This window comes from Natronorubrum marinum, assembly GCF_052040125.1.
GTDB lineage: Archaea > Halobacteriota > Halobacteria > Halobacteriales > Natrialbaceae > Natronorubrum.
Genome location: NZ_JBPPFV010000001.1, coordinates 422,238 through 439,273, shown reverse-complemented (window position 1 = coordinate 439,273; position 17,036 = coordinate 422,238). Strand labels below are relative to the sequence as shown.

Sequence of the window (17,036 nt, the reverse complement as noted above, 5' to 3'; positions counted from 1 at the left end):
TATAGTGTATAAAGAGTACACAGGTGTATGGAGGATATTTTCGTCGCGCGGGTCATGTCCACGCCGCTCGAGACGGTCCGCGCCGACACGCTCGTCGAGGAGGCAGCACAACAGATGCTCGAAAACGAGATCGGCTCGGTCATCGTCGTCGACGAGGACAACCAACTCGAGGGGATCCTGACGAACACGGACTTCGTCAAGATCGTCGCCGAACGCAAGCCGAAAGATCAGACGCCGGTTTCGACGTACATGAGCCGAAACGTCACCACGGCGACCGCACAGGAGAGCATTCGCGACGCGGCGGATCTGATGGTCGAACACGGCTTCCACCACCTCCCCGTCGTCGACGAGGACGAGGGCGTGATCGGCATCGTCACGACGTCCGATCTGGCGGCGTACCTCTCGCGCGAAGAGACGCCGAGCCCGGAGTAACCACACTGCGTTGGCGAGTCTGGGGACGACGAGTCCACAGCCCGTCGATTTTCACCGTCATCACTGCCGCTTCCGACCAGCGATGCACACCTCGAGAGGTCGGTCGATTCGTCCGTCGGGACGGGCCGACGGTGGAGCGGCCACCGATCGGCCGACGTTCGGTTCCGGTACCGATGTACTCGCTCCATTCTTCAAGAAGTTGTCTCGAGTCGCACCCGGCGAGGCCGGTTCGTGACCCTCGAGTCGACCCCAACCGAACGGCTCAGCGTTCGGCTTCCGAACCGTCGTCTTCGGTCATCCAGCGGACGGTCTCGTCGAGTTGTTCACATAACGCCCGCGCCTCCGACGGCGTCAGTTCGACGTCCGCGTGGCCCGTTCCGTGGTCGCCGGCCATCGCGTCGACACTCAGGATTAGCCGGTGACCGTCGGCCGATTCGGGCCGAACCGAAACGTCTGCTCGGTCCGGATAATCCCGCGGCGGGCCGAGTTCGAGATCGGTTTCGCCACGCGTGACGCCCACCTGCACCCGGTCCGCGTGCTCGAGATCGATCGAATCCGTCGGCTTCTCGTCGATCCGGTCCCGTTCGCGCTCCCGCTCCGTCTCCTCGAGCCGATCGGTCGTGGTATCGTCCGGCATACTCGTGAGTTCGACCGCATTCGCCTTGGCTGTACTCCCGGGTGAATCCGACCGCTCCTCCACTAGCCGGAAAACACGCAGAGGGCTCGCTCGGCGGACCGCCCGACCGGCGTCGGTCGCTCAGTCGACCGCGAACGTCTCCGGGTCGATTCGCGCCCCGCCGACCCAGCACTCGCGGGCGAACCACGCGAAGTAGCCCACCATCCCAACCGTGAGGACCGCTTCGATCGGCCCGATCCCGGTAATACTGTCACCCGCGAGTAACCTTCCGAAGCTGATCACACCCCAGCCGACGGCGATCATCGCGATTGCGACGGCGGCGACGCGCGGCCAGTCGACCGTTCTCGAACCGATCCTGACGCGCTCCCGGCGTCCGGCGACGAGCATCGTCGCACCGACGAAAACGAGCCACGACACGACGCCGAGCATCGACGGCGTCGTCGGAACGCCGAGTCCGACGACGATCGTCCCCGCCAGCAACAGGGTGACGAAGCCACCACCGACGAGCCCGTGTCGGACGACGGCCTTCTTCGAGTTCATAGGCGCGGCATTCGGTGCCCGTCGGCGTTAACCGTTCGGATCGCTTCGATGTGTCTTCGTGACGATCGTCCCTGTTGTGTGAGTCCGCCGATCAGTCGTCGCCGTCACTCGAGCGAGCCCGCAACTCGGTCGCTCTGCGCGACCTCGCCGATCAGTCGTCGCCGTCACTCGAGCGAGCCCGCAACTCGGTCGCTCCGAGCGACCTCGCCGATCAGTCGTCGCTCGAGGTCTCGATATCCGCCGACAACCCCTGTGCCATCTCGATCTCCTTCGAGTTGTTCAGCGTCCAGGCGGTTCGCTCCGTGACGGCTTCGATGGCTTCTCGAGCGCTCGGGTAGCCGTTGCCGGACTTCTTGACGCCGCCGAAGGGCAACTGGACCTCCGCGCCGATACACGGGAGGTTCGCGTACGCGAGGCCGAGTTCCGCGTGGTCTCGGAAGTGGTGGATCTGGCGGTAGTCCTCCGAGATGACGGCTCCGGCGAGTCCGTACGGCGTGTCGTTGTGGATCTCGACGGCGTCTTCGATGTCACCCGAGTAACTCATAAGGGCGACGTGCGGGCCGAACACCTCCTCTTTGAGACAGCGCAGGTCGGTGTCGTACTCGATCTCGTAGACGAACGGACCGACCCAGTTGCCGTCCTCGTGACCGTCCGGAATCTCGTCTGCTGCGAGTTCCGCGCGGTCGACGAGCACCTCGGCGCCCTCCTCACGAGCGAGTTGATTGGCGCGGTGGATCTTCTCGACGTGCTCGGGCTCGATAGCCGGCCCCATGAACGTGTTCTCCTCGAGCGGATCGTCCACAGTGATCTCCTCGGCGACCGCGACGAACCGTGCTTTGAACTCGTCGTAGACGTCCTCATGGACGATCAGGCGCTCGCTCGAGACACAGCGTTGGCCCGTCGTCTTGAAACTCGACATCACGGCCGAATGGACGGCGATGTCCAGATCCGCCTTCTCGGTGACGACGATGCCGTTCTTCCCGCCCATCTCGCAGGCCGCGAGTTTTCCGGGCTGGCCGCCGACCTTGCCCGCGATTTCGTGGCCGACTTCCGCGGAGCCGGTGAAGAGGACGGTATCGACTCGATCGTCGTCGACGATACTCGCGCCAGCGTCGCCGAAGCCCTGTACCATGTTGAAGACGCCGTCCGGAATTCCGGCGTCATCCATCATCTCGGCGATGATCTGGCCGCACCACGGCGTCTGTTCGGCGGGTTTCCAGACGACCGTGTTGCCCTCTACGAGGGCGATCGCCATGTGCCAGAAGGGGATCGCGACCGGGAAGTTCCACGGTGTGATACAACCGATGACGCCGCGGGGTTTGCGGCGCATCGAGGCGTCCTTGCTCCCGATTTCGCTCGGAATTACGTCGCCGTGGGGGTGGCGAGCGTTGCCCGCCGCCCACTCGACCATGTGGTAGGCCTCGACGACGTCCGCGCGACCTTCGCTGATCTCCTTGCCGCACTCCTTCGTGACGATTTCGGCCAGTTCGTCGGTGCGCTCGCGCAGTTCGTGGTAGATGTCCCAGAGGTACTCCGCGCGATCGATGTAGGAGAGTTCGCGCCATTCGTCGGTCGCCGCTTCGGCGGCCTCGAGCGCGGCGTCGATATCCGACTCGGTGCCCCGGTGGAAGCGGGCGAGTTCCTCGCCCGTTGCCGGGTTCTCGCTTACAAACGTCTCGGTGCCGTCACCGTCGTCGGACTGCGTCCGACTGCTTGCGGGACGTCGTCCCGCTCCGTCGGTCCAGTCGCCGCCGATGTGGTGGCCGTACACCTGCTCTGTGGTTTGTCGGCTCATAGATATCGATCGGTCGGCGGGTATGGAATAACGCGACCCGTCCATGGGAGGGTGGTGATTCGTGAAACGAGAACTACTTAGTGTGACAGACGGAGACAATGGTAGAGACCACAATGGGACGGAGCCAGTCAGTACACGGCACTCGGGTGACACTCGAGTTGTGGCATCCGAACTGCTGGGCGATCGAATCAACCGATCGGGTTGGCGGGGGCATTCTGGCACACGCGATTTACACGGCACCGACGACGGAGGGGGAGTCGGTCAACGGACTGTTCACCGCCTTCGGACAGACGGTCGACGAAGTCGAGGGGTTGATCGAGGAGATTCGCGAGTCGCCCCTAGCCGGCGAGGTGCTCGAATTGCAGGAGCGTTTCGGACGACGGCAATCCTCGTCGGTTCCGGGCAACGTCATTCGGGAGTTCTTCCTCGAGTACGATCCCCAGGACATGATCTGTCCGACGCTGCTCGAGCACGGGTTCGTCCATAGCGCGCCGGTTCGAATCCAGAACGGACAGGAGTACTGGGAAGTCGGGTTCGCCGGCGAGCGAGAGGGGGTCCAGGCCGAAATCGACCGCGTCTGTGAGGACGGCGACGCCGAGATCACCGTCGAGTCCATCACGAGTACGCCGACGGGCGAACCCGAGCGCAAGCACCGAATGGATACGCTCACCAGCACTCAGCGCGAAGTGTTCGAACTCGCGCGCAATCGGGGCTACTACCAGTGGCCCCGCGGCGTCTCGACCCGCGAACTCGCGGCCGAACTCGACGTCTCGAAGACGACGTTGCTCGACCACCTGCGAAAAGCCGAATCGAAGCTGTTGGATCCCGACGACCTCGGTACCTGCTGAGTTATAGTCGCCACTGAGACGAGTCACGCCAGATCGCATACGGTTTCGCGATCGGGTCTGCACTGACTGTTAGTGGCGACTACCGCCCGAGCACCGCCCGGAGCGCGAACAGCGCGTTCTCCTTTCGCTCGCGAACACGACGGTAGAAGTACGAGAGGTATTTCGGCCCGTACGGCGCGTACTGGTAGACCTCGTACTCCGACGCGAGGTCGCGTTGGGCGTCCTCGCGAACGCCCATGAGTAACTGAAATTCAAAGGGCGTGCCGTGAGTTTCGGCGAGCCCTTCGACGTACTCGATGATCTCCGGATCGTGGCTACCGACGGCAATGCCGTCGTCGAACGTCTCGAAGGCGAACGCGAGCAGTTCGCGGTAGGCCTCGTTCACTCGCGCCTTCTGTTTGTACGCGACGTCGGCGGGTTCGTCGTAGGCACCCTTGACGAACCGGATCTTGCCGGGAACGTCGGCCAGTCGTTCGACGTCCTCCCGGGTGCGCTTTAGGTTCGCCTGCACGCAAATGCCGACGTTTCCGTCGGTCTCGTGTGCGTGGTGTTCGAACGCGTCGAGGGTCACGTCGGTCGTCGTGTAGTCCTCCATGTCGATCCAGACGAAGACACCGTGTTCGGTACCAGCGTCGACGATTCGCTCGAGGTGGGTCCGGAAGACGTCCTCGCCGAGGTCGAGGCCGATCTGGGAGGGTTTGATCGAGACGCAGCAGTCGAGGTCGGCGTCGTCGATGGACTCGATCATATCGATGTAGGCGTCGGTGTCGGCGGTGGCTTCCGCCGTATTGTCGTAGTGTTCGCCGAGCAAGTTCAGAATGCCGCCGACACCGTCCTCGTTGAGATCCGCAACGTGCGATAGCGCCCCCGATTGATCCTCGGCGGCGACGAACTTTCTCGCAACTGGAAGGAGCATTATCGGACGCTCGAACGGTATCAGGGTAAACGGCCACCCGACCATAGACGATTCGCCGCGGGACTGTCCGCGGCTAGATCTGTTCGATTACTACCAGAAGATGACATCTAAGGTCTGTTTCGTCCATGGTCGGGGGTGGTACTAACCCGAGAACTTCCCAACCGAACGGATAGCTATGGCGGTTGATGACACATCACTACGAAATCGGCGAGAACTGCTGACCGGCGGGGCCGCACTCGGAATAACGGCACTGGCCGGCTGTATCAGCACGACGGAGGAAGACGAGAACGGCGAGGGTAACGAGGACACCTACACGATCGGAATGATCGACTCGCTAACCGGCGATCTGGCGGACTTCGGCGAACGAAACCAGAACGCCAAGGACCTGGCGCTCGAGCACGTCAACGACGTCGGCGTCGGCGGTCAGGAACTCGAGATCATCGTCGAGGACTCCGAAGGGGAAGCACAGCCGGGCGTCAACGCGGCCCAAAAACTGGTCAACCAGGACAACGTTCCGTTCGTCATCGGCGCAGTGGGATCCGGCGTCTCGCTGGCGATCTACGACAGCGTCATCTCGAGCACCGACGTCGTTCAGTTGAGCCAGAACTCGACCGGACTCGGCCTGACGGACGAGCCGGGACTGCTTCGAATGTCACCCAGCGGCCGAACGCAGTCGATCGCGCTGGCGGATATCATCGCAGAGGACGGGTACGACGAGGTCGCGGTCACATACATCAACGACGAGTTCGGGGAGAGCCTTTACGACGCCTTCGAGGAGGCCTACGATGGTGAAGTCGTCTACGAGAGCTCCCACGACGGGGGCGATTCGTCCTACAGCAGTCTCGTCTCCAGCATGGACGGCTCCGGGGCGGAGGCGTGGCTCTGTATCACCTACCAGGGACCGTTCGCGAGGATGGTCAACGACATGTACTCGGGGGGGTACGAGGCCCAGCTATACGGTGCGGACTCCAACCGGGGCGACAGCGTGCTCGAGGATACGCCCGAAGGCAGTATGGACGGCATGAAACTCGTCGAGCCCGCGGCACCGGAAGGACAGGAGAACTACCAGGAGTTCGCCGCGGCATTCGAGGACGAGTACGGCGAGTCGCCGACGGCCTGGTCCGCGTTCGCGTACGACTGCGTGGTCACCGCCGCGCTCTCGATCGAAGCCGCCGACGAGTTCACCGGCGAGGCGCTCGGTGCGGTCGTCCGCGACGTCACTCGCCCGGACGGCGAGGAGGTCTTCACGTACGAGGAGGCCCACGGGATTCTCGCCGACGGTGGCTCGGCCGACGACATCGACTACCAGGGCGTCAGCGGCCCGATCGACTTCGACGAGAACGGCGATCCGCGGGGTAGTCTCGTGGTGATGGAGGTACAAGACCACGATTACGTCTCGATCGAGTTTCGGGAATCGTAATCGATCCTCTCAACAATGTCTGTTATCGAATACGCCGCCAACGGACTGGTATACAGTAGTATCATCGTTCTCGGGAGCATCGGGCTCTCGCTGATCTACAGCATCGGCGGCTTCGCGAACTTCGCACACGGAGACACGATGACCGTAAGCGCGTACGCCACGCTCGTCGCGTTCGGTTTCATCGGGAGCGTCGGGTTCAGCGTCCTCGGACTGCCGATGGGCTTTTTCCTCGCGTTACTGATCGGCGTCGCGGTCGCCGCCGTCGTCGCGCTCGTCACCGAGAAAATCGTCTACGAGCCGCTGGATATCGGCTCGATCGGGCTGTTGATCACGTCGATCGGGGTCGCCTTCGTGTACCGCGCGCTGATCCAGATGGGCTTCGGTGCGGACTCGGTTCGGTACGACGTCGGATTCGTCCAGCCGATCGAGGCGCTGTTGCCCTACGGGATCCGGGTGACACAGCACGACGTCGCGATCGTCCTCTCGGCGGTCGTCCTCGTGACGAGCCTGCACGTCCTGTTGCAACACACCGATCTCGGCCGGAAGATGCGCGCGATGGCCGACAATCCGGATCTCGCACGCGCGAGCGGGATTCGGACGTACCGAATCAAGCTCTGGTCGTGGATCATCGGTGCGGGACTGGCCGGCGCCGGCGGGGTGTTCCTCGGTCTGTTCAGCCTCCTCGAGCCCCGGATGGGGTTCGACATCCTGTTGATCATCTTCGCCGCGGTGATCCTCGGAGGGATTGGGTCGATCTACGGCGCAATGCTCGGCGGCTTCCTTATCGGGATGGTCGTCAGGATGGTGCCGCTGTTGTCCGATATCAGCATCCCGATCGGTATCGAGTACGCGAACGCAGTTGCCTTCCTCATCATGGTCGCCGTTCTGCTCGTGCGGCCGACCGGTATCGCCGGTGAAGCCGTCGGCGGGGAGGGGGTATAGTATGGGGGTTCTCAGCGATCCCCGGGGCTACTGGGACGACCTGACGATAACGGAACAGGGCGTCACAGCTGCTATAGGGCTGATCGTCCTGGTACTGGTGCTCTTGCTTCTCACCGGCTGGCTCGGCGCGTCGTACTTCCTCTTCCTGTTCGGACTGGCGGGGATGTACGCGCTGCTCTCGTTCGGGCTGAACTCCCAGTGGGGCTTTACCGGACTGATCAACTTCAGCGTCGCCGCCTTCTTCGGCCTCGGCGCGTACGGTGCGGCCCTGATGACGGCCAACAACTCGCCGATCGCAGGCGGGTTCAACCCCATCTACGGACTGATCGTCGGACTCGCCGTCGCCGCCGTCGTCGCGGTGGCGATCGGGATTCCGACGCTACGACTGCGCGCGGACTACCTCGCGATCGCGACGCTCGGACTGGCGGAAGTCATCCGCATATTCATGGTCAACGAACGGCAGTGGACCAACGGGAGCGCCGGCCTCCGGGGAATCCCGACGTTCTTCGAAGAGTGGCCAGTACTGGGTACGTTCCCGGATGCGATGCCGGCCATCGAAATCGAACTCGTTCCCGGATCGCCGGTCGTCCTCGGCCTGTCGTTCTGGCAGCAACTGCTCAACGTCGCACTGTTGCTCGTCTTCCTCGGCGCCACGTTCGCCGTGCTCCGGCGGGCGCAGCGATCGCCGTGGGGCAGACTCCTCCGGACGATCCGTTCCGACGAGGATCTCGCGAAAGCGCTGGGGAAGAACACCTACTCCTACAAGATGCAGTCGTTCGTCCTCGGGAGCCTCATCATGGCGCTCGCGGGCGTCTTCTACGCCCACCTGAATCTCTTCGTCAACCCGGGCGATCTCGATCCGATCACAACCTTCTACGTCTGGGTCGCCGTGATCCTCGGCGGCAGCGGTTCGAACCGCGGGGCCCTGCTCGGCGGCTTCGTCGTCGTAGCTATCCGGGAGGGCTCTCGGTTCGTCAACGACATCGGTGCAATTCCGCTCGGAGGCGCACCGTTCAGACTGCTCGCGATCGGGCTGTTGATCATCCTCGTGATGCGGTTCCGACCGCAAGGGATTCTGCCGCCCCAGCGGGAACTGATCTGGTCGAGTGCGGTCGACAGCAGCGCGCCGTCCGGCCCCGAGCGGGGCGTCCGCGACGTGAAGGCAGGTGAGAAGAATGAGTGAGGCGAGAGAAGAACCAGCGACGACCGGCGATGCGAACGCGAGCACAGTCCGGACGAACGCCAACATGGCGAAAGACGACGTCGTCCTCCGGGTGGAGGACCTCCAGAAGTCCTTCGGCGCGCTCGTCGCGACCGACCACGCCACCTTCGAGGTCGAACGTGGAACGATTACGGGGCTGATCGGACCGAACGGAGCCGGAAAATCGACCCTGTTCAACCTCATCTCCGGCTTCTACGAGCCCGACGGCGGTTCCGTGACGGTCAACGGAACCGACGTCACCGGGAAGGAACCATATCAGGTCGCCGAACACGGCCTCATCCGGACGTTCCAGACCCCGCGTAAGCTCGAGGGAATGACCGTCCGCGAGGCGATGCTCGTCGGTCCGCGGAATCAGCCCGGCGAGTCGTTCATCAAACTGTTCACCGATCCCGAGACCGTCGGCGAACACGAGAAACGGAACGTAGAAGACGTCGAACGCATCCTCGAGGAGTTCGAAATCGATCACCTCGCGACGCAGGCCGCGACGGATATCTCCGGCGGCCAGATGAAACTGGTCGAGTTGGCGCGTGCGATGCTCGCCGAACCGGAAATCCTCCTGCTCGACGAGCCGGTTGCGGGCGTCAACCCGACGCTCAGGAACAAGCTCGCCGAACAGATTCGGCGGCTGAACGAGCAGGGGACGACCTTCCTGCTCATCGAACACGACATGGAGTTCGTCATGGAGCTCGCCGATCCGATCGTCGTCCTCGACCGAGGGCGCGTGCTCACCGAAGGGGCACCACACCAAATCCAGTCGGACACCCAGGTCATCGACGCCTACCTCGGTGGTGGTGGCGTATGAGCGACCACGTTCTCGCACTCGAGGCCGTCGACAGCGGCTACGGCGAGGTACAGGTGCTCGACGACTGCTCGCTCCACCTCGACGCGGGCGAGGTCGTCTGTCTGATCGGTCCGAACGGCGCCGGGAAGTCGACGGTACTCAAAACCGCGTTCGGCATGCTGACGCCGTGGGAGGGAGCCGTCCGCTACCACGACGACGATATCGGCGGTATGGCACCCGAAGACATCGTCCGCGAGGGAATCGGTTTCGTCCCCCAGACGGAGAACGTGTTCGGCTCGCTGACGATCGAGGAGAATCTGCGGATGGGCGGTGTCGCCCGCGACGACGACCTCGGGCCGGTGCTCGAGACGCTGTACGACCGGTTCCCGCTGCTCGACGAGAAGCGCTCGGCGAAAGCCAAGAACCTCTCGGGGGGCCAACGGCAGGTCCTCGCACTGGCCCGTGCGCTGGTGATGGAACCGGACGTGCTCCTGATCGACGAACCCTCCGCGGGACTGGCACCGAACACCGCCGACGACGTGTTCAGGGACGTCCAAGAGGTCAACGCCATGAACACGGCGATCCTGATGGTCGAACAGAACGCCAAGAAGGGGCTGGGAATCTCCGATCGGGGCTACGTCCTCGATCAGGGAACCGTGCGATTCGAGGACGAAGCCGACGCGCTGCTGGACAACGAAGAAGTGTCCAAGCTGTATCTCGGCGGCTGACGATCGGCATCGACAGCCGATCCGCCCTGCGTTTACGGTTCCGTTCTCACGACTGAGTGCATAGAGCGAACGGAACGAACAGTCTCGAGCGGCCGCGACGGGAACTTAGCGTCGAGAGCCCTATTTACCGTACAAAACACGCCCCGACGAGTTTCGACGTGGTCCGTTCGAGCACCCGTCGGAAACGGCTATGGAACAGCACCGTATCAGTCAGCGCCCGCACACTCACCCCAGCCACAGGCGGGGCACGTGAGTCGGCCGCCGACCGCAGTCATCGTCGTGTTACACTTCAGACACCCGGTCGCGTCGTGTACGTTTCGATCGGTCATTGGTGATGGCCGCCCCGGCGGTTCCGGGCGACAGTATCCAGTCAGTAGCCGAACGGGCATATAGACGGTCTCCCCCATGGACGGGTTCAGAGCGACCGACCACGCCACGCGAGAGACCGGTGGTGAGAACCGAAGCAACTCAGTCGTCGTCCATCGGCGCCGACACCGGTTCGACGCGCTCGCCGCGCGGCCCCTCGAGGTCGATCTTCGGCAGCAGGTCGCGCAGGTAGCGCCCGGTGTGCGACTCCTCGAGTCGGGCGACGTCCTCCGGCGTCCCCGTCGCGACGATTTCGCCGCCGTGCTCGCCGCCTTCGGGACCGAGGTCGATGACGTGGTCGGCGTTCTTCACGAGGTCGAGTTCGTGTTCGATGACGACGATGGTGTTGCCGTTGTCGGTCAGCCGGTGGAGGACGTCGATGAGTTTGCGCTCGTCCTCGCTGTGGAGTCCGGTGGTGGGCTCGTCGAGCAGGTAGAGCGTCTCGCCAGAGTCCTTTTTCCCGAGTTCCTCCGCCAGCTTGACCCGCTGGGCCTCCCCGCCCGAGAGGGTCGTCGAGGGCTGTCCGAGCGTCATGTAGCCCAGCCCGACGTCCTTGAGTAGCTGAAGCCGCCGCCGAATCTGGCTCGAGGACTCGAAGAAGTCGTAGGCTTCCTCGACTTCCATCTCGAGCACGTCGGCGATCGTCTTGCCCTTGTACGTCACGTCTAAGGTGGCGTCGTTGTACCGCGCGCCGTCACACTCCTCACAGGGGACATACACGTCGGAAAGGAAGTTCATCTCGATTTTGACCGTTCCCTGTCCGCCACACTCCTCGCAGCGGCCGCCTTTGACGTTGAACGAAAAGCGCCCCTTCTCGTAGCCGCGCTGTTTCGCCAGCTTCGTCGAGGCGAACAGGTCGCGGATGTAGTCGAAGACGTTGGTGTACGTCGCCGGATTGGATCGGGGGGTTCGACCGATCGGCGACTGGTCGATCAGTCGGACGGTCTCGATCGCCTCGAGGCCCTCGAGCGCGTCGTGCTCGCCCGGAATCACGCTCGTGTTGTCGTTCATCTGTCGGGCCAGTCCCTTGTAGAGCACCTCGTGCATCAGCGTGGACTTGCCGGAGCCCGAGACGCCCGTGATCGCCGTGAAACAGCCCAGCGGGATGTCGACGTCGACGTCGTCCAGATTGTGCTGGCGGGCGCCGCGGATCGTCAGCGCGCCGTCGGACTCGGTTTGCTCGTCCGACGTAGTCCCACTCGCTTCGCTCGCGGGACCGCCGTCTGGGCCCCGTCGCTCGTCGGGAACCGGAATCTGGCGGCGGCCGGAGAGGTAGTCGCCGGTGACCGATCCCTCGGTCGCCTTGACCTCCTCGACGGGCCCGTTCGCGACGACCTCGCCACCGCGCTTGCCGGGGCCGGGCCCCATGTCGATGACCTGATCCGCCCGGCGCATCGTCTCCTCGTCGTGTTCGACGACGATCAGGGTGTTGCCGATGTCGCGCAGCTCTTCTAAGGTATCGAGCAGTCGGTCGTTGTCCCGCTGGTGGAGCCCGATCGAGGGCTCGTCCAGCACGTAGAGGACGCCGACGAGACCCGAACCGATCTGCGTCGCCAGTCGAATCCGCTGGCTCTCGCCGCCGGAGAGCGTGGCCGCTTCCCGGTCTAACGTGAGGTACTCGAGTCCGACCTCGCACATGAAGCCGAGCCGTGATCGGATCTCCTTTAAGATCTCTTCGGCGATCACCTTCTCACGCTCGGTGAGGTCGGCTTCCATCGACTCGAAGTGCTCTAGGGCGTCGCCGATGCTCAGTGCGTTGATCTCCGTGATCGCGGTGCCGTCGACCAGGACGGCCCGGCTCGCGGCCTTCAGACGAGTGCCGTCGCAGGCCGGACACTCCGTCGCCGACATGTAGTCCTCGATGTGATCGCGGGTCGAATCCGAGTCCGTCTCGAGGTAGCGCCGCTCGAGGTTCGGAATGACGCCTTCGAACTGTTTACGCTTGCGTCGGGTACCGTTTTTCGTGTGGCGTTCGAACGTCACTTTCTCGTTGGTGCCGTAGAGAAACGCTTGCTGGATCTCGTCGTCGATCTCCGCAAACGGCGTCGACAGCGAGACATCGAAGTGTTCGGCGACGGCGTCGAGGCGTGTCTGGTAGTACGAGCGGTTGTAGCTCCAGGGCTCGAAGACGTGTTTCAGCGACTTGGACTCGTCCTGGATGACGAGGCTCTCATCGATCTCCTTCGTCTCGCCCAGCCCCTCACACTCGGGACAGGCTCCGTGGGGCGAGTTGAACGAGAACGATCTGGTCTCGATCTCGGGGACGTCGATTCCGCAGTGGGTACACGCGAGATCCTTCGAGAACTCGACGACGAAGCGGTCGTCCTCCTCGGTCTCGTCGCCCAGCGCGCCCGTTCGGCGGGCCGCGTCGCCCAGATCGCTCGCGACGTCTTTCGGCGCGTCGGGAAGGATGACCTTCAGGACGCCCTCGGCTTCCTCGAGCGCCGTCTCGACGCTGTCGATGATCCGCGGGCGGGCCTCGGTCGAGACCGTGATGCGGTCGACGATCACGTCGATCGTGTGGTCGAAGTTCTCGTCCAGTTCGGGCCTGTCGAGCGTGAGGTCGTGCTCCTCGCCGTCGACCTCGACGCGGGCGTAGCCCTCCGAGACGAGTTCGTCGAACAGGTCCTCGAAGGCGCCCTTCTGGTCGCGGACGACCGGGGCCGCGAGTTTGACCTTGGTATCCTCGGGGAGTTCGAGGATGCGCTCGACCATGTTCTGGGCCGACTGCTCGCCGACTTCGCGGCCGCACTCCGGACAGTGGGGGGTGCCGACGCGGGCGTAGAGCAGCCGGAGGTAATCGTGGAGCTCCGTAACCGTCCCCACCGTCGATCGGGGATTGTTCGCGGCGTTCTTCTGGTCGATCGAGATCGCCGGGGAGAGCCCCTCCACGGTCTCGACCTGCGGTTTGTCCATCTGGCCGAGGAAGTTTCGGGCGTACGCCGAGAGGCTCTCGATGTACCGGCGCTGGCCTTCGGCGTAGATCGTTTCGAACGCCAGCGACGACTTCCCCGATCCGGAGAGACCGGTGACGACGGTGAACGCTTCTCGGGGGATCGTGACGTCGAGGTCCTTGAGGTTGTGCTCCTCCGCCCCCCGCACCTCGATGTAGTCCTTGCTCATGTGTTGGTGGTGACTGGTGACTGCAGATACTCGCGACTCGCTGCTCGATTCACTGTGAGTGAGTCAGTGGCCGAAGGGACTTAACGGGTCTGGAAGCCCGGTAGCGTGGGCTATGCTAGCAAATGGAGTTTCGGTGCGACTCGAGCGAGACGGTACCGCCGATTCGGTCACTCGGCGGGTTCGGCCGGCCGAACGGTCCTCGTTCCCTCGACGACCGTTCGGTCGGGCAGTTCGGGATCCGGTTTCCGACCCAGCGTGAGCAGCCGTTCGGTGAGGGTGAGCTCGTCCGGGCTCGGACTCGGTTTCTGGATCTCTTCGTACTCGACGGCCACGCCGTCGGATTCGGGCGCGATACGGACGGCACAGAGCTGGTAGGACGGGTAGAACACCGGCGGCAGGATGCCGATGATCCCGTCGCGGCGGTGGAGCCGTTTCAACCACGTCCCGGAGTTGACGAGCAGCCCGTCGCCGATGTCCCGCACGCCCGGACGGTGGGTGTGACCGTAACAGAAGACGGCCGTCTCCGGCCGTTCGTCGAAGACGTCTCGAGCCGCCGCTACGTAGGGCTTTTCGGGGTCGACGGTGATGTCCGTCTCGAACACCCCGAAGCGATCGATCGTCTTCCTGACGTCCCGTTTCAGGAAGTAGACCGGAATGCCGACGAGCACGAGCAGTCCGGCGACCCCGACGTTGATCGCGAGCAGGAACCAGACGGCCGTCCCCGCCAGCCCGAACTGGCCGAGATAGGCCTCGGTCTGGTCGACCGGCAGCGAGACGACGCCGGCCAGATCGAGTCCCGCGAGCACGGCGAGGAGGGCGCTGATGTTGAACACCAGCAAGAACGGGACGAGCGCGTACCGCATGAGCGGGTTCATCTCGCGGTAGAAGTACTTCGAGAACAGCCAGACCGGCATCCGCTCGGTCGGCGTAACCGCCTGGACGTCTTTCAACCAGTTGTACCGTCCCCGTTCGGACAGCTGGCCCGCCCGGCTCGTCACCTGCGTGTTGTAGTAGTAGCCGAGCGGCGACGCGTGCGGGTTCCCCCAGTCCTCGATGCGGTTGTTGGAATCGTGCTGATGACCGTGTTCGAAGTGAATCGCTTGCTCGCCGACGGGACGGCTGATCGACTGCTTCTGTACGAGATCGACGTTGTACTCGGCAAAGCGCTCGACGTACTCGTCGTAGGCGGCCAGCTCGTGGTCGTGGTTGCCCGGCAGGAGCGTGATCGGGACGTTCTCGCCGGTCGCCCGGAACTGGGCGAACAGCTTCGGATACGTCTCCGCCAGCGCGTCGAATTTCTCGATGCCGTCGATTCGGGTGAACTCCCACAGGCCGAACGCGTCGCCGTTGATGATCAACTCCGCGTCCTCGTCGGTCGTCTCCAGGCGCTTGAGAAAGGCGAGCAGTTCGTCGAGAAACTCCACCTCCTCGAGTTGCTCGTCGCCGCCGATATGGAGGTCACTGATCACGTAGTAGACAGTATCGTCGGCGTCAGCAGCCATGCCATCACGTTTTAGAGCCGGCGGTAAAGTCATTATGAACGTCCCGTCGTGCTGCGGATCCCCTCTGCTGCACTCGCTCGAACCGCGTGCAAAATGCTACGCTAACCCCGGAAGAACGGCGTTCCGCCGAGCCGGTCGAAAACGCGTCGCGTGTTCGACAGCACGCAACGGCTTTACCGTCGCAAACGACATCGTTCACTGCGTCTTCGGGCAGTATCGCTGCGCTATCGGCCGTTCGCGGATGCGACACTCGAAATTCAATGCGGGTTCCCTCTTTCCTCGAGCTACCGAACCGCTCAGTCCAAACTGACTTCGGTCAGAAGCACGAACGGATCGCTATGAGCGACGACACCGGCCCGGAACTGGTCGTCGAGGAGTTCGTCGACTACTGTCACACGCAGGCCGGCTTGCTCTCGGGGCGCGTCGAGACGATGCGCGACGAAGCTGACGACCTGCTCTCCGAAATCGACGAGAAGATGGCCGAACTCCGGACGCGACTCGAAGAGCACGCGTCGGGCGTCGAAGGGGTCGGCGGCCCGTCGACCCCGGCCGGACCGGGCGACGTCGATATCGACGCCCTGGAAGCGCTCGAGAACGACGTCAAGGAGAAACAGCTTCTCGTCGAAGCCAAGCAAACGCGCATGCAGGCGTTTCAGGATCTCGCAGCGGCGTACACCGATCTCGGCGAGGATCTGCAGTCCGACGCCGACGACGGGTCGGCGGCGCTAGAACGCATCATTCGGTTCGAAGCGGACCGCGACGCCCCGGCGTACTTCGAGGAGCGGGAGACGCTCGTCGAAGCCGCGGCGGACTCGAGATCGACTGACGGCGACTGACGCCAGCGTCCCGCCCGACTCGAAATCGGCCACTTCCAACTGACACCCCTGCGGACTCGAGACCGACTGACCGGGGCCGCCATGCTGGAACAGCCAGCGTTTACTCCTCGCTCGCTGCTCGAACCGTCAGCACCGGCGTCGTCGCCGTCCGCAAGACGCGTTCCGTGACGCTCCCCAGGAGGAGCCGATCGAGCCCGCTGCGTCCGTGCGTCCCCATCACGAGGAGGTCCGCATCGACGTCGTCCGCGTACGTTCGAATCTTCCGGTGGGTCGAGCCGTACGTGACCATCACCTCCGTCTCGACGCCCAAGTTTGCCGCCCGCTCGACGCCCTCCTCGACGACTCGGCGGGCGTACCGCTCGAGTCGATCGAGCCTGAGATCGTTCTGGTCTTCGATTCCCGCCGGCGTGACGTCGACGATCGAGAGGAGGTGAACGGTCGCGTCGTGGTGGGCTGCGACCGTCAGCGCGCGCTCGAGGGCGACTTCGGCGTGTGCGCTCCCGTCGGTCGGAACCACGATCGTTTCGATCGGATAGGGGCGTCTGACCTCGGGCGCACCCCGGACGACGAGGACGGGGACGTCGGCGTCGCGGACGATCGACTCGGTCACGCTGCCGAGCAGGAGTCGACCGACGCCGCGTCGGCCGCGCGTCCCCATGACGATCGCGTCGACGTCGTGCTCGACGGCGGCCTCGAGGATCGTGTCCCGCGGCTCGCCGGTCTCGATCTCTTCGATGATCGGTGAGCCGGTCTCCCCTGCCCAGTCGCGACTCCCAGCGAGAGGGTCGTCCATCTCCTCCGTCTCGTCCGGATCGATCACGTACAGGATGTGGACGGTCACCTGCTCGACGGCGGCTATTTCGCCGGCGTACTCGAGCGCCGCGTTCGCCGGGCCACTTCCGTCTGTCGGCACGAGGATCCGTTCGAACATACGTATCCGTCGTTCCG

The 17,036-nt window shown here is 63.9% G+C and carries 16 protein-coding genes and 1 pseudogene; 9 read left to right on the top strand and 8 right to left on the bottom strand.

The features are described from left to right. Window positions 1-27: 27 nt before the first annotated feature. Window positions 28-432 carry a CBS domain-containing protein gene (locus ACSFC5_RS02245; protein WP_440763639.1) on the top strand — a complete coding sequence of 135 codons (405 nt, stop codon included), beginning with the start codon at window positions 28-30 and terminating at the stop codon, window positions 430-432. A 262-nt stretch (window positions 433-694) separates the two neighbouring features. On the opposite strand, the gene ACSFC5_RS02240 is transcribed toward ACSFC5_RS02245, so the two are convergent. The 3 genes from ACSFC5_RS02240 to ACSFC5_RS02230 all read right to left on the bottom strand — a co-directional run bounded on the left by ACSFC5_RS02240 (window position 695) and on the right by ACSFC5_RS02230 (window position 3,404). Continuing rightward, window positions 695-1,069 (bottom strand): hypothetical protein, encoded by a 375-nt coding sequence (locus tag ACSFC5_RS02240; protein ID WP_440763638.1) that lies wholly within the window; start codon window positions 1,067-1,069, stop codon window positions 695-697. Window positions 1,070-1,189: 120 nt separating this feature from the next. After that, window positions 1,190-1,609, bottom strand: a complete 420-nt coding sequence (locus ACSFC5_RS02235) for a DUF7994 family protein (RefSeq protein WP_440763637.1) — start codon at window positions 1,607-1,609, stop codon at window positions 1,190-1,192. Between the two features lie 211 nt (window positions 1,610-1,820). Then, window positions 1,821-3,404 (bottom strand): aldehyde dehydrogenase family protein, encoded by a 1,584-nt coding sequence (locus ACSFC5_RS02230; protein ID WP_440763636.1) that lies wholly within the window; start codon window positions 3,402-3,404, stop codon window positions 1,821-1,823. 113 nt (window positions 3,405-3,517) lie between these two features. Here ACSFC5_RS02230 and ACSFC5_RS02225 point away from each other — a divergent pair, with 113 nt between their 5' ends. After that, complete coding sequence (locus ACSFC5_RS02225) at window positions 3,518-4,252, top strand: helix-turn-helix domain-containing protein (RefSeq protein WP_440765006.1); 735 nt, start codon at window positions 3,518-3,520, stop codon at window positions 4,250-4,252. Window positions 4,253-4,331: 79 nt separating this feature from the next. Here ACSFC5_RS02225 and ACSFC5_RS02220 read toward each other — a convergent pair whose 3' ends face one another. Further along, window positions 4,332-5,168 (bottom strand): proline dehydrogenase family protein, encoded by an 837-nt coding sequence (locus ACSFC5_RS02220; RefSeq protein ID WP_440763635.1) that lies wholly within the window; start codon window positions 5,166-5,168, stop codon window positions 4,332-4,334. Window positions 5,169-5,343: 175 nt separating this feature from the next. On the opposite strand from ACSFC5_RS02220, the gene ACSFC5_RS02215 reads away from it, so the two are divergent. The 6 genes and pseudogenes from ACSFC5_RS02215 to ACSFC5_RS02190 all read left to right on the top strand — a co-directional run bounded on the left by ACSFC5_RS02215 (window position 5,344) and on the right by ACSFC5_RS02190 (window position 10,261). Further along, window positions 5,344-6,588 (top strand): ABC transporter substrate-binding protein, encoded by a 1,245-nt coding sequence (locus tag ACSFC5_RS02215; protein WP_440763634.1) that lies wholly within the window; start codon window positions 5,344-5,346, stop codon window positions 6,586-6,588. A 15-nt stretch (window positions 6,589-6,603) separates the two neighbouring features. Beyond that, on the top strand, window positions 6,604-7,530 hold the full coding sequence (locus ACSFC5_RS02210) for a branched-chain amino acid ABC transporter permease (RefSeq protein WP_440763633.1): 927 nt from the start codon (window positions 6,604-6,606) through the stop codon (window positions 7,528-7,530). Window position 7,531: 1 nt separating this feature from the next. Continuing rightward, on the top strand, window positions 7,532-8,713 hold the full coding sequence (locus tag ACSFC5_RS02205) for a branched-chain amino acid ABC transporter permease (protein ID WP_440763632.1): 1,182 nt from the start codon (window positions 7,532-7,534) through the stop codon (window positions 8,711-8,713). A 181-nt stretch (window positions 8,714-8,894) separates the two neighbouring features. After that, a pseudogene (locus tag ACSFC5_RS02200) lies at window positions 8,895-9,365 on the top strand (ABC transporter ATP-binding protein); the annotation flags it as partial. A gap of 54 nt (window positions 9,366-9,419) precedes the next feature. Next, entirely contained in the window at window positions 9,420-9,554 is a 135-nt protein-coding gene (locus ACSFC5_RS23320) for an ABC transporter ATP-binding protein C-terminal domain-containing protein (RefSeq protein ID WP_502262501.1), read from the top strand. Then, on the top strand, window positions 9,551-10,261 hold the full coding sequence (locus tag ACSFC5_RS02190; RefSeq protein ID WP_440763631.1) for an ABC transporter ATP-binding protein: 711 nt from the start codon (window positions 9,551-9,553) through the stop codon (window positions 10,259-10,261). The genes ACSFC5_RS23320 and ACSFC5_RS02190 overlap by 4 nt, the downstream gene beginning before the upstream one ends. Window positions 10,262-10,467: 206 nt before the next feature. Here ACSFC5_RS02190 and ACSFC5_RS02185 read toward each other — a convergent pair whose 3' ends face one another. From ACSFC5_RS02185 to ACSFC5_RS02175, 3 genes are all read right to left on the bottom strand, one after another. Continuing rightward, window positions 10,468-10,590: a hypothetical protein gene (locus ACSFC5_RS02185; RefSeq protein ID WP_440763630.1), complete on the bottom strand. Its 123-nt coding sequence runs from the start codon at window positions 10,588-10,590 to the stop codon at window positions 10,468-10,470. A gap of 139 nt (window positions 10,591-10,729) precedes the next feature. Next, window positions 10,730-13,750, bottom strand: coding sequence for an excinuclease ABC subunit UvrA (uvrA, locus tag ACSFC5_RS02180; RefSeq protein ID WP_440763629.1), 3,021 nt, complete (start codon window positions 13,748-13,750; stop codon window positions 10,730-10,732). Window positions 13,751-13,917: 167 nt separating this feature from the next. After that, complete coding sequence (locus ACSFC5_RS02175) at window positions 13,918-15,252, bottom strand: metallophosphoesterase (RefSeq protein ID WP_440763628.1); 1,335 nt, start codon at window positions 15,250-15,252, stop codon at window positions 13,918-13,920. A 338-nt stretch (window positions 15,253-15,590) separates the two neighbouring features. Here ACSFC5_RS02175 and ACSFC5_RS02170 point away from each other — a divergent pair, with 338 nt between their 5' ends. Next, window positions 15,591-16,088, top strand: coding sequence for a hypothetical protein (locus ACSFC5_RS02170; RefSeq protein ID WP_440763627.1), 498 nt, complete (start codon window positions 15,591-15,593; stop codon window positions 16,086-16,088). A gap of 100 nt (window positions 16,089-16,188) precedes the next feature. Here the strand turns inward: ACSFC5_RS02170 and ACSFC5_RS02165 are convergent, their stop codons facing one another. Further along, window positions 16,189-17,019, bottom strand: coding sequence for a universal stress protein (locus ACSFC5_RS02165; protein ID WP_440763626.1), 831 nt, complete (start codon window positions 17,017-17,019; stop codon window positions 16,189-16,191). Window positions 17,020-17,036: the final 17 nt, after the last annotated feature.

Coding starts and splice junctions, on each gene's coding strand:
- ACSFC5_RS02240 (WP_440763638.1), bottom strand. CDS start 1,069: ATGCCGGACGATACCACGACCGATCGGCTCGAGGAGACGGAGCGGGAG.
- ACSFC5_RS02215 (WP_440763634.1), top strand. CDS start 5,344: ATGGCGGTTGATGACACATCACTACGAAATCGGCGAGAACTGCTGACC.
- ACSFC5_RS02205 (WP_440763632.1), top strand. CDS start 7,532: ATGGGGGTTCTCAGCGATCCCCGGGGCTACTGGGACGACCTGACGATA.
- ACSFC5_RS02165 (WP_440763626.1), bottom strand. CDS start 17,019: ATGTTCGAACGGATCCTCGTGCCGACAGACGGAAGTGGCCCGGCGAAC.
- ACSFC5_RS02190 (WP_440763631.1), top strand. CDS start 9,551: ATGAGCGACCACGTTCTCGCACTCGAGGCCGTCGACAGCGGCTACGGC.
- ACSFC5_RS02235 (WP_440763637.1), bottom strand. CDS start 1,609: ATGAACTCGAAGAAGGCCGTCGTCCGACACGGGCTCGTCGGTGGTGGC.
- ACSFC5_RS02185 (WP_440763630.1), bottom strand. CDS start 10,590: ATGACCGATCGAAACGTACACGACGCGACCGGGTGTCTGAAGTGTAAC.
- ACSFC5_RS02170 (WP_440763627.1), top strand. CDS start 15,591: ATGAGCGACGACACCGGCCCGGAACTGGTCGTCGAGGAGTTCGTCGAC.
- ACSFC5_RS23320 (WP_502262501.1), top strand. CDS start 9,420: ATGGAGTTCGTCATGGAGCTCGCCGATCCGATCGTCGTCCTCGACCGA.
- ACSFC5_RS02220 (WP_440763635.1), bottom strand. CDS start 5,168: ATGCTCCTTCCAGTTGCGAGAAAGTTCGTCGCCGCCGAGGATCAATCG.
- ACSFC5_RS02230 (WP_440763636.1), bottom strand. CDS start 3,404: ATGAGCCGACAAACCACAGAGCAGGTGTACGGCCACCACATCGGCGGC.
- ACSFC5_RS02210 (WP_440763633.1), top strand. CDS start 6,604: ATGTCTGTTATCGAATACGCCGCCAACGGACTGGTATACAGTAGTATC.
- ACSFC5_RS02245 (WP_440763639.1), top strand. CDS start 28: ATGGAGGATATTTTCGTCGCGCGGGTCATGTCCACGCCGCTCGAGACG.
- ACSFC5_RS02225 (WP_440765006.1), top strand. CDS start 3,518: ATGGGACGGAGCCAGTCAGTACACGGCACTCGGGTGACACTCGAGTTG.
- uvrA (WP_440763629.1), bottom strand. CDS start 13,750: ATGAGCAAGGACTACATCGAGGTGCGGGGGGCGGAGGAGCACAACCTC.
- ACSFC5_RS02175 (WP_440763628.1), bottom strand. CDS start 15,252: ATGGCTGCTGACGCCGACGATACTGTCTACTACGTGATCAGTGACCTC.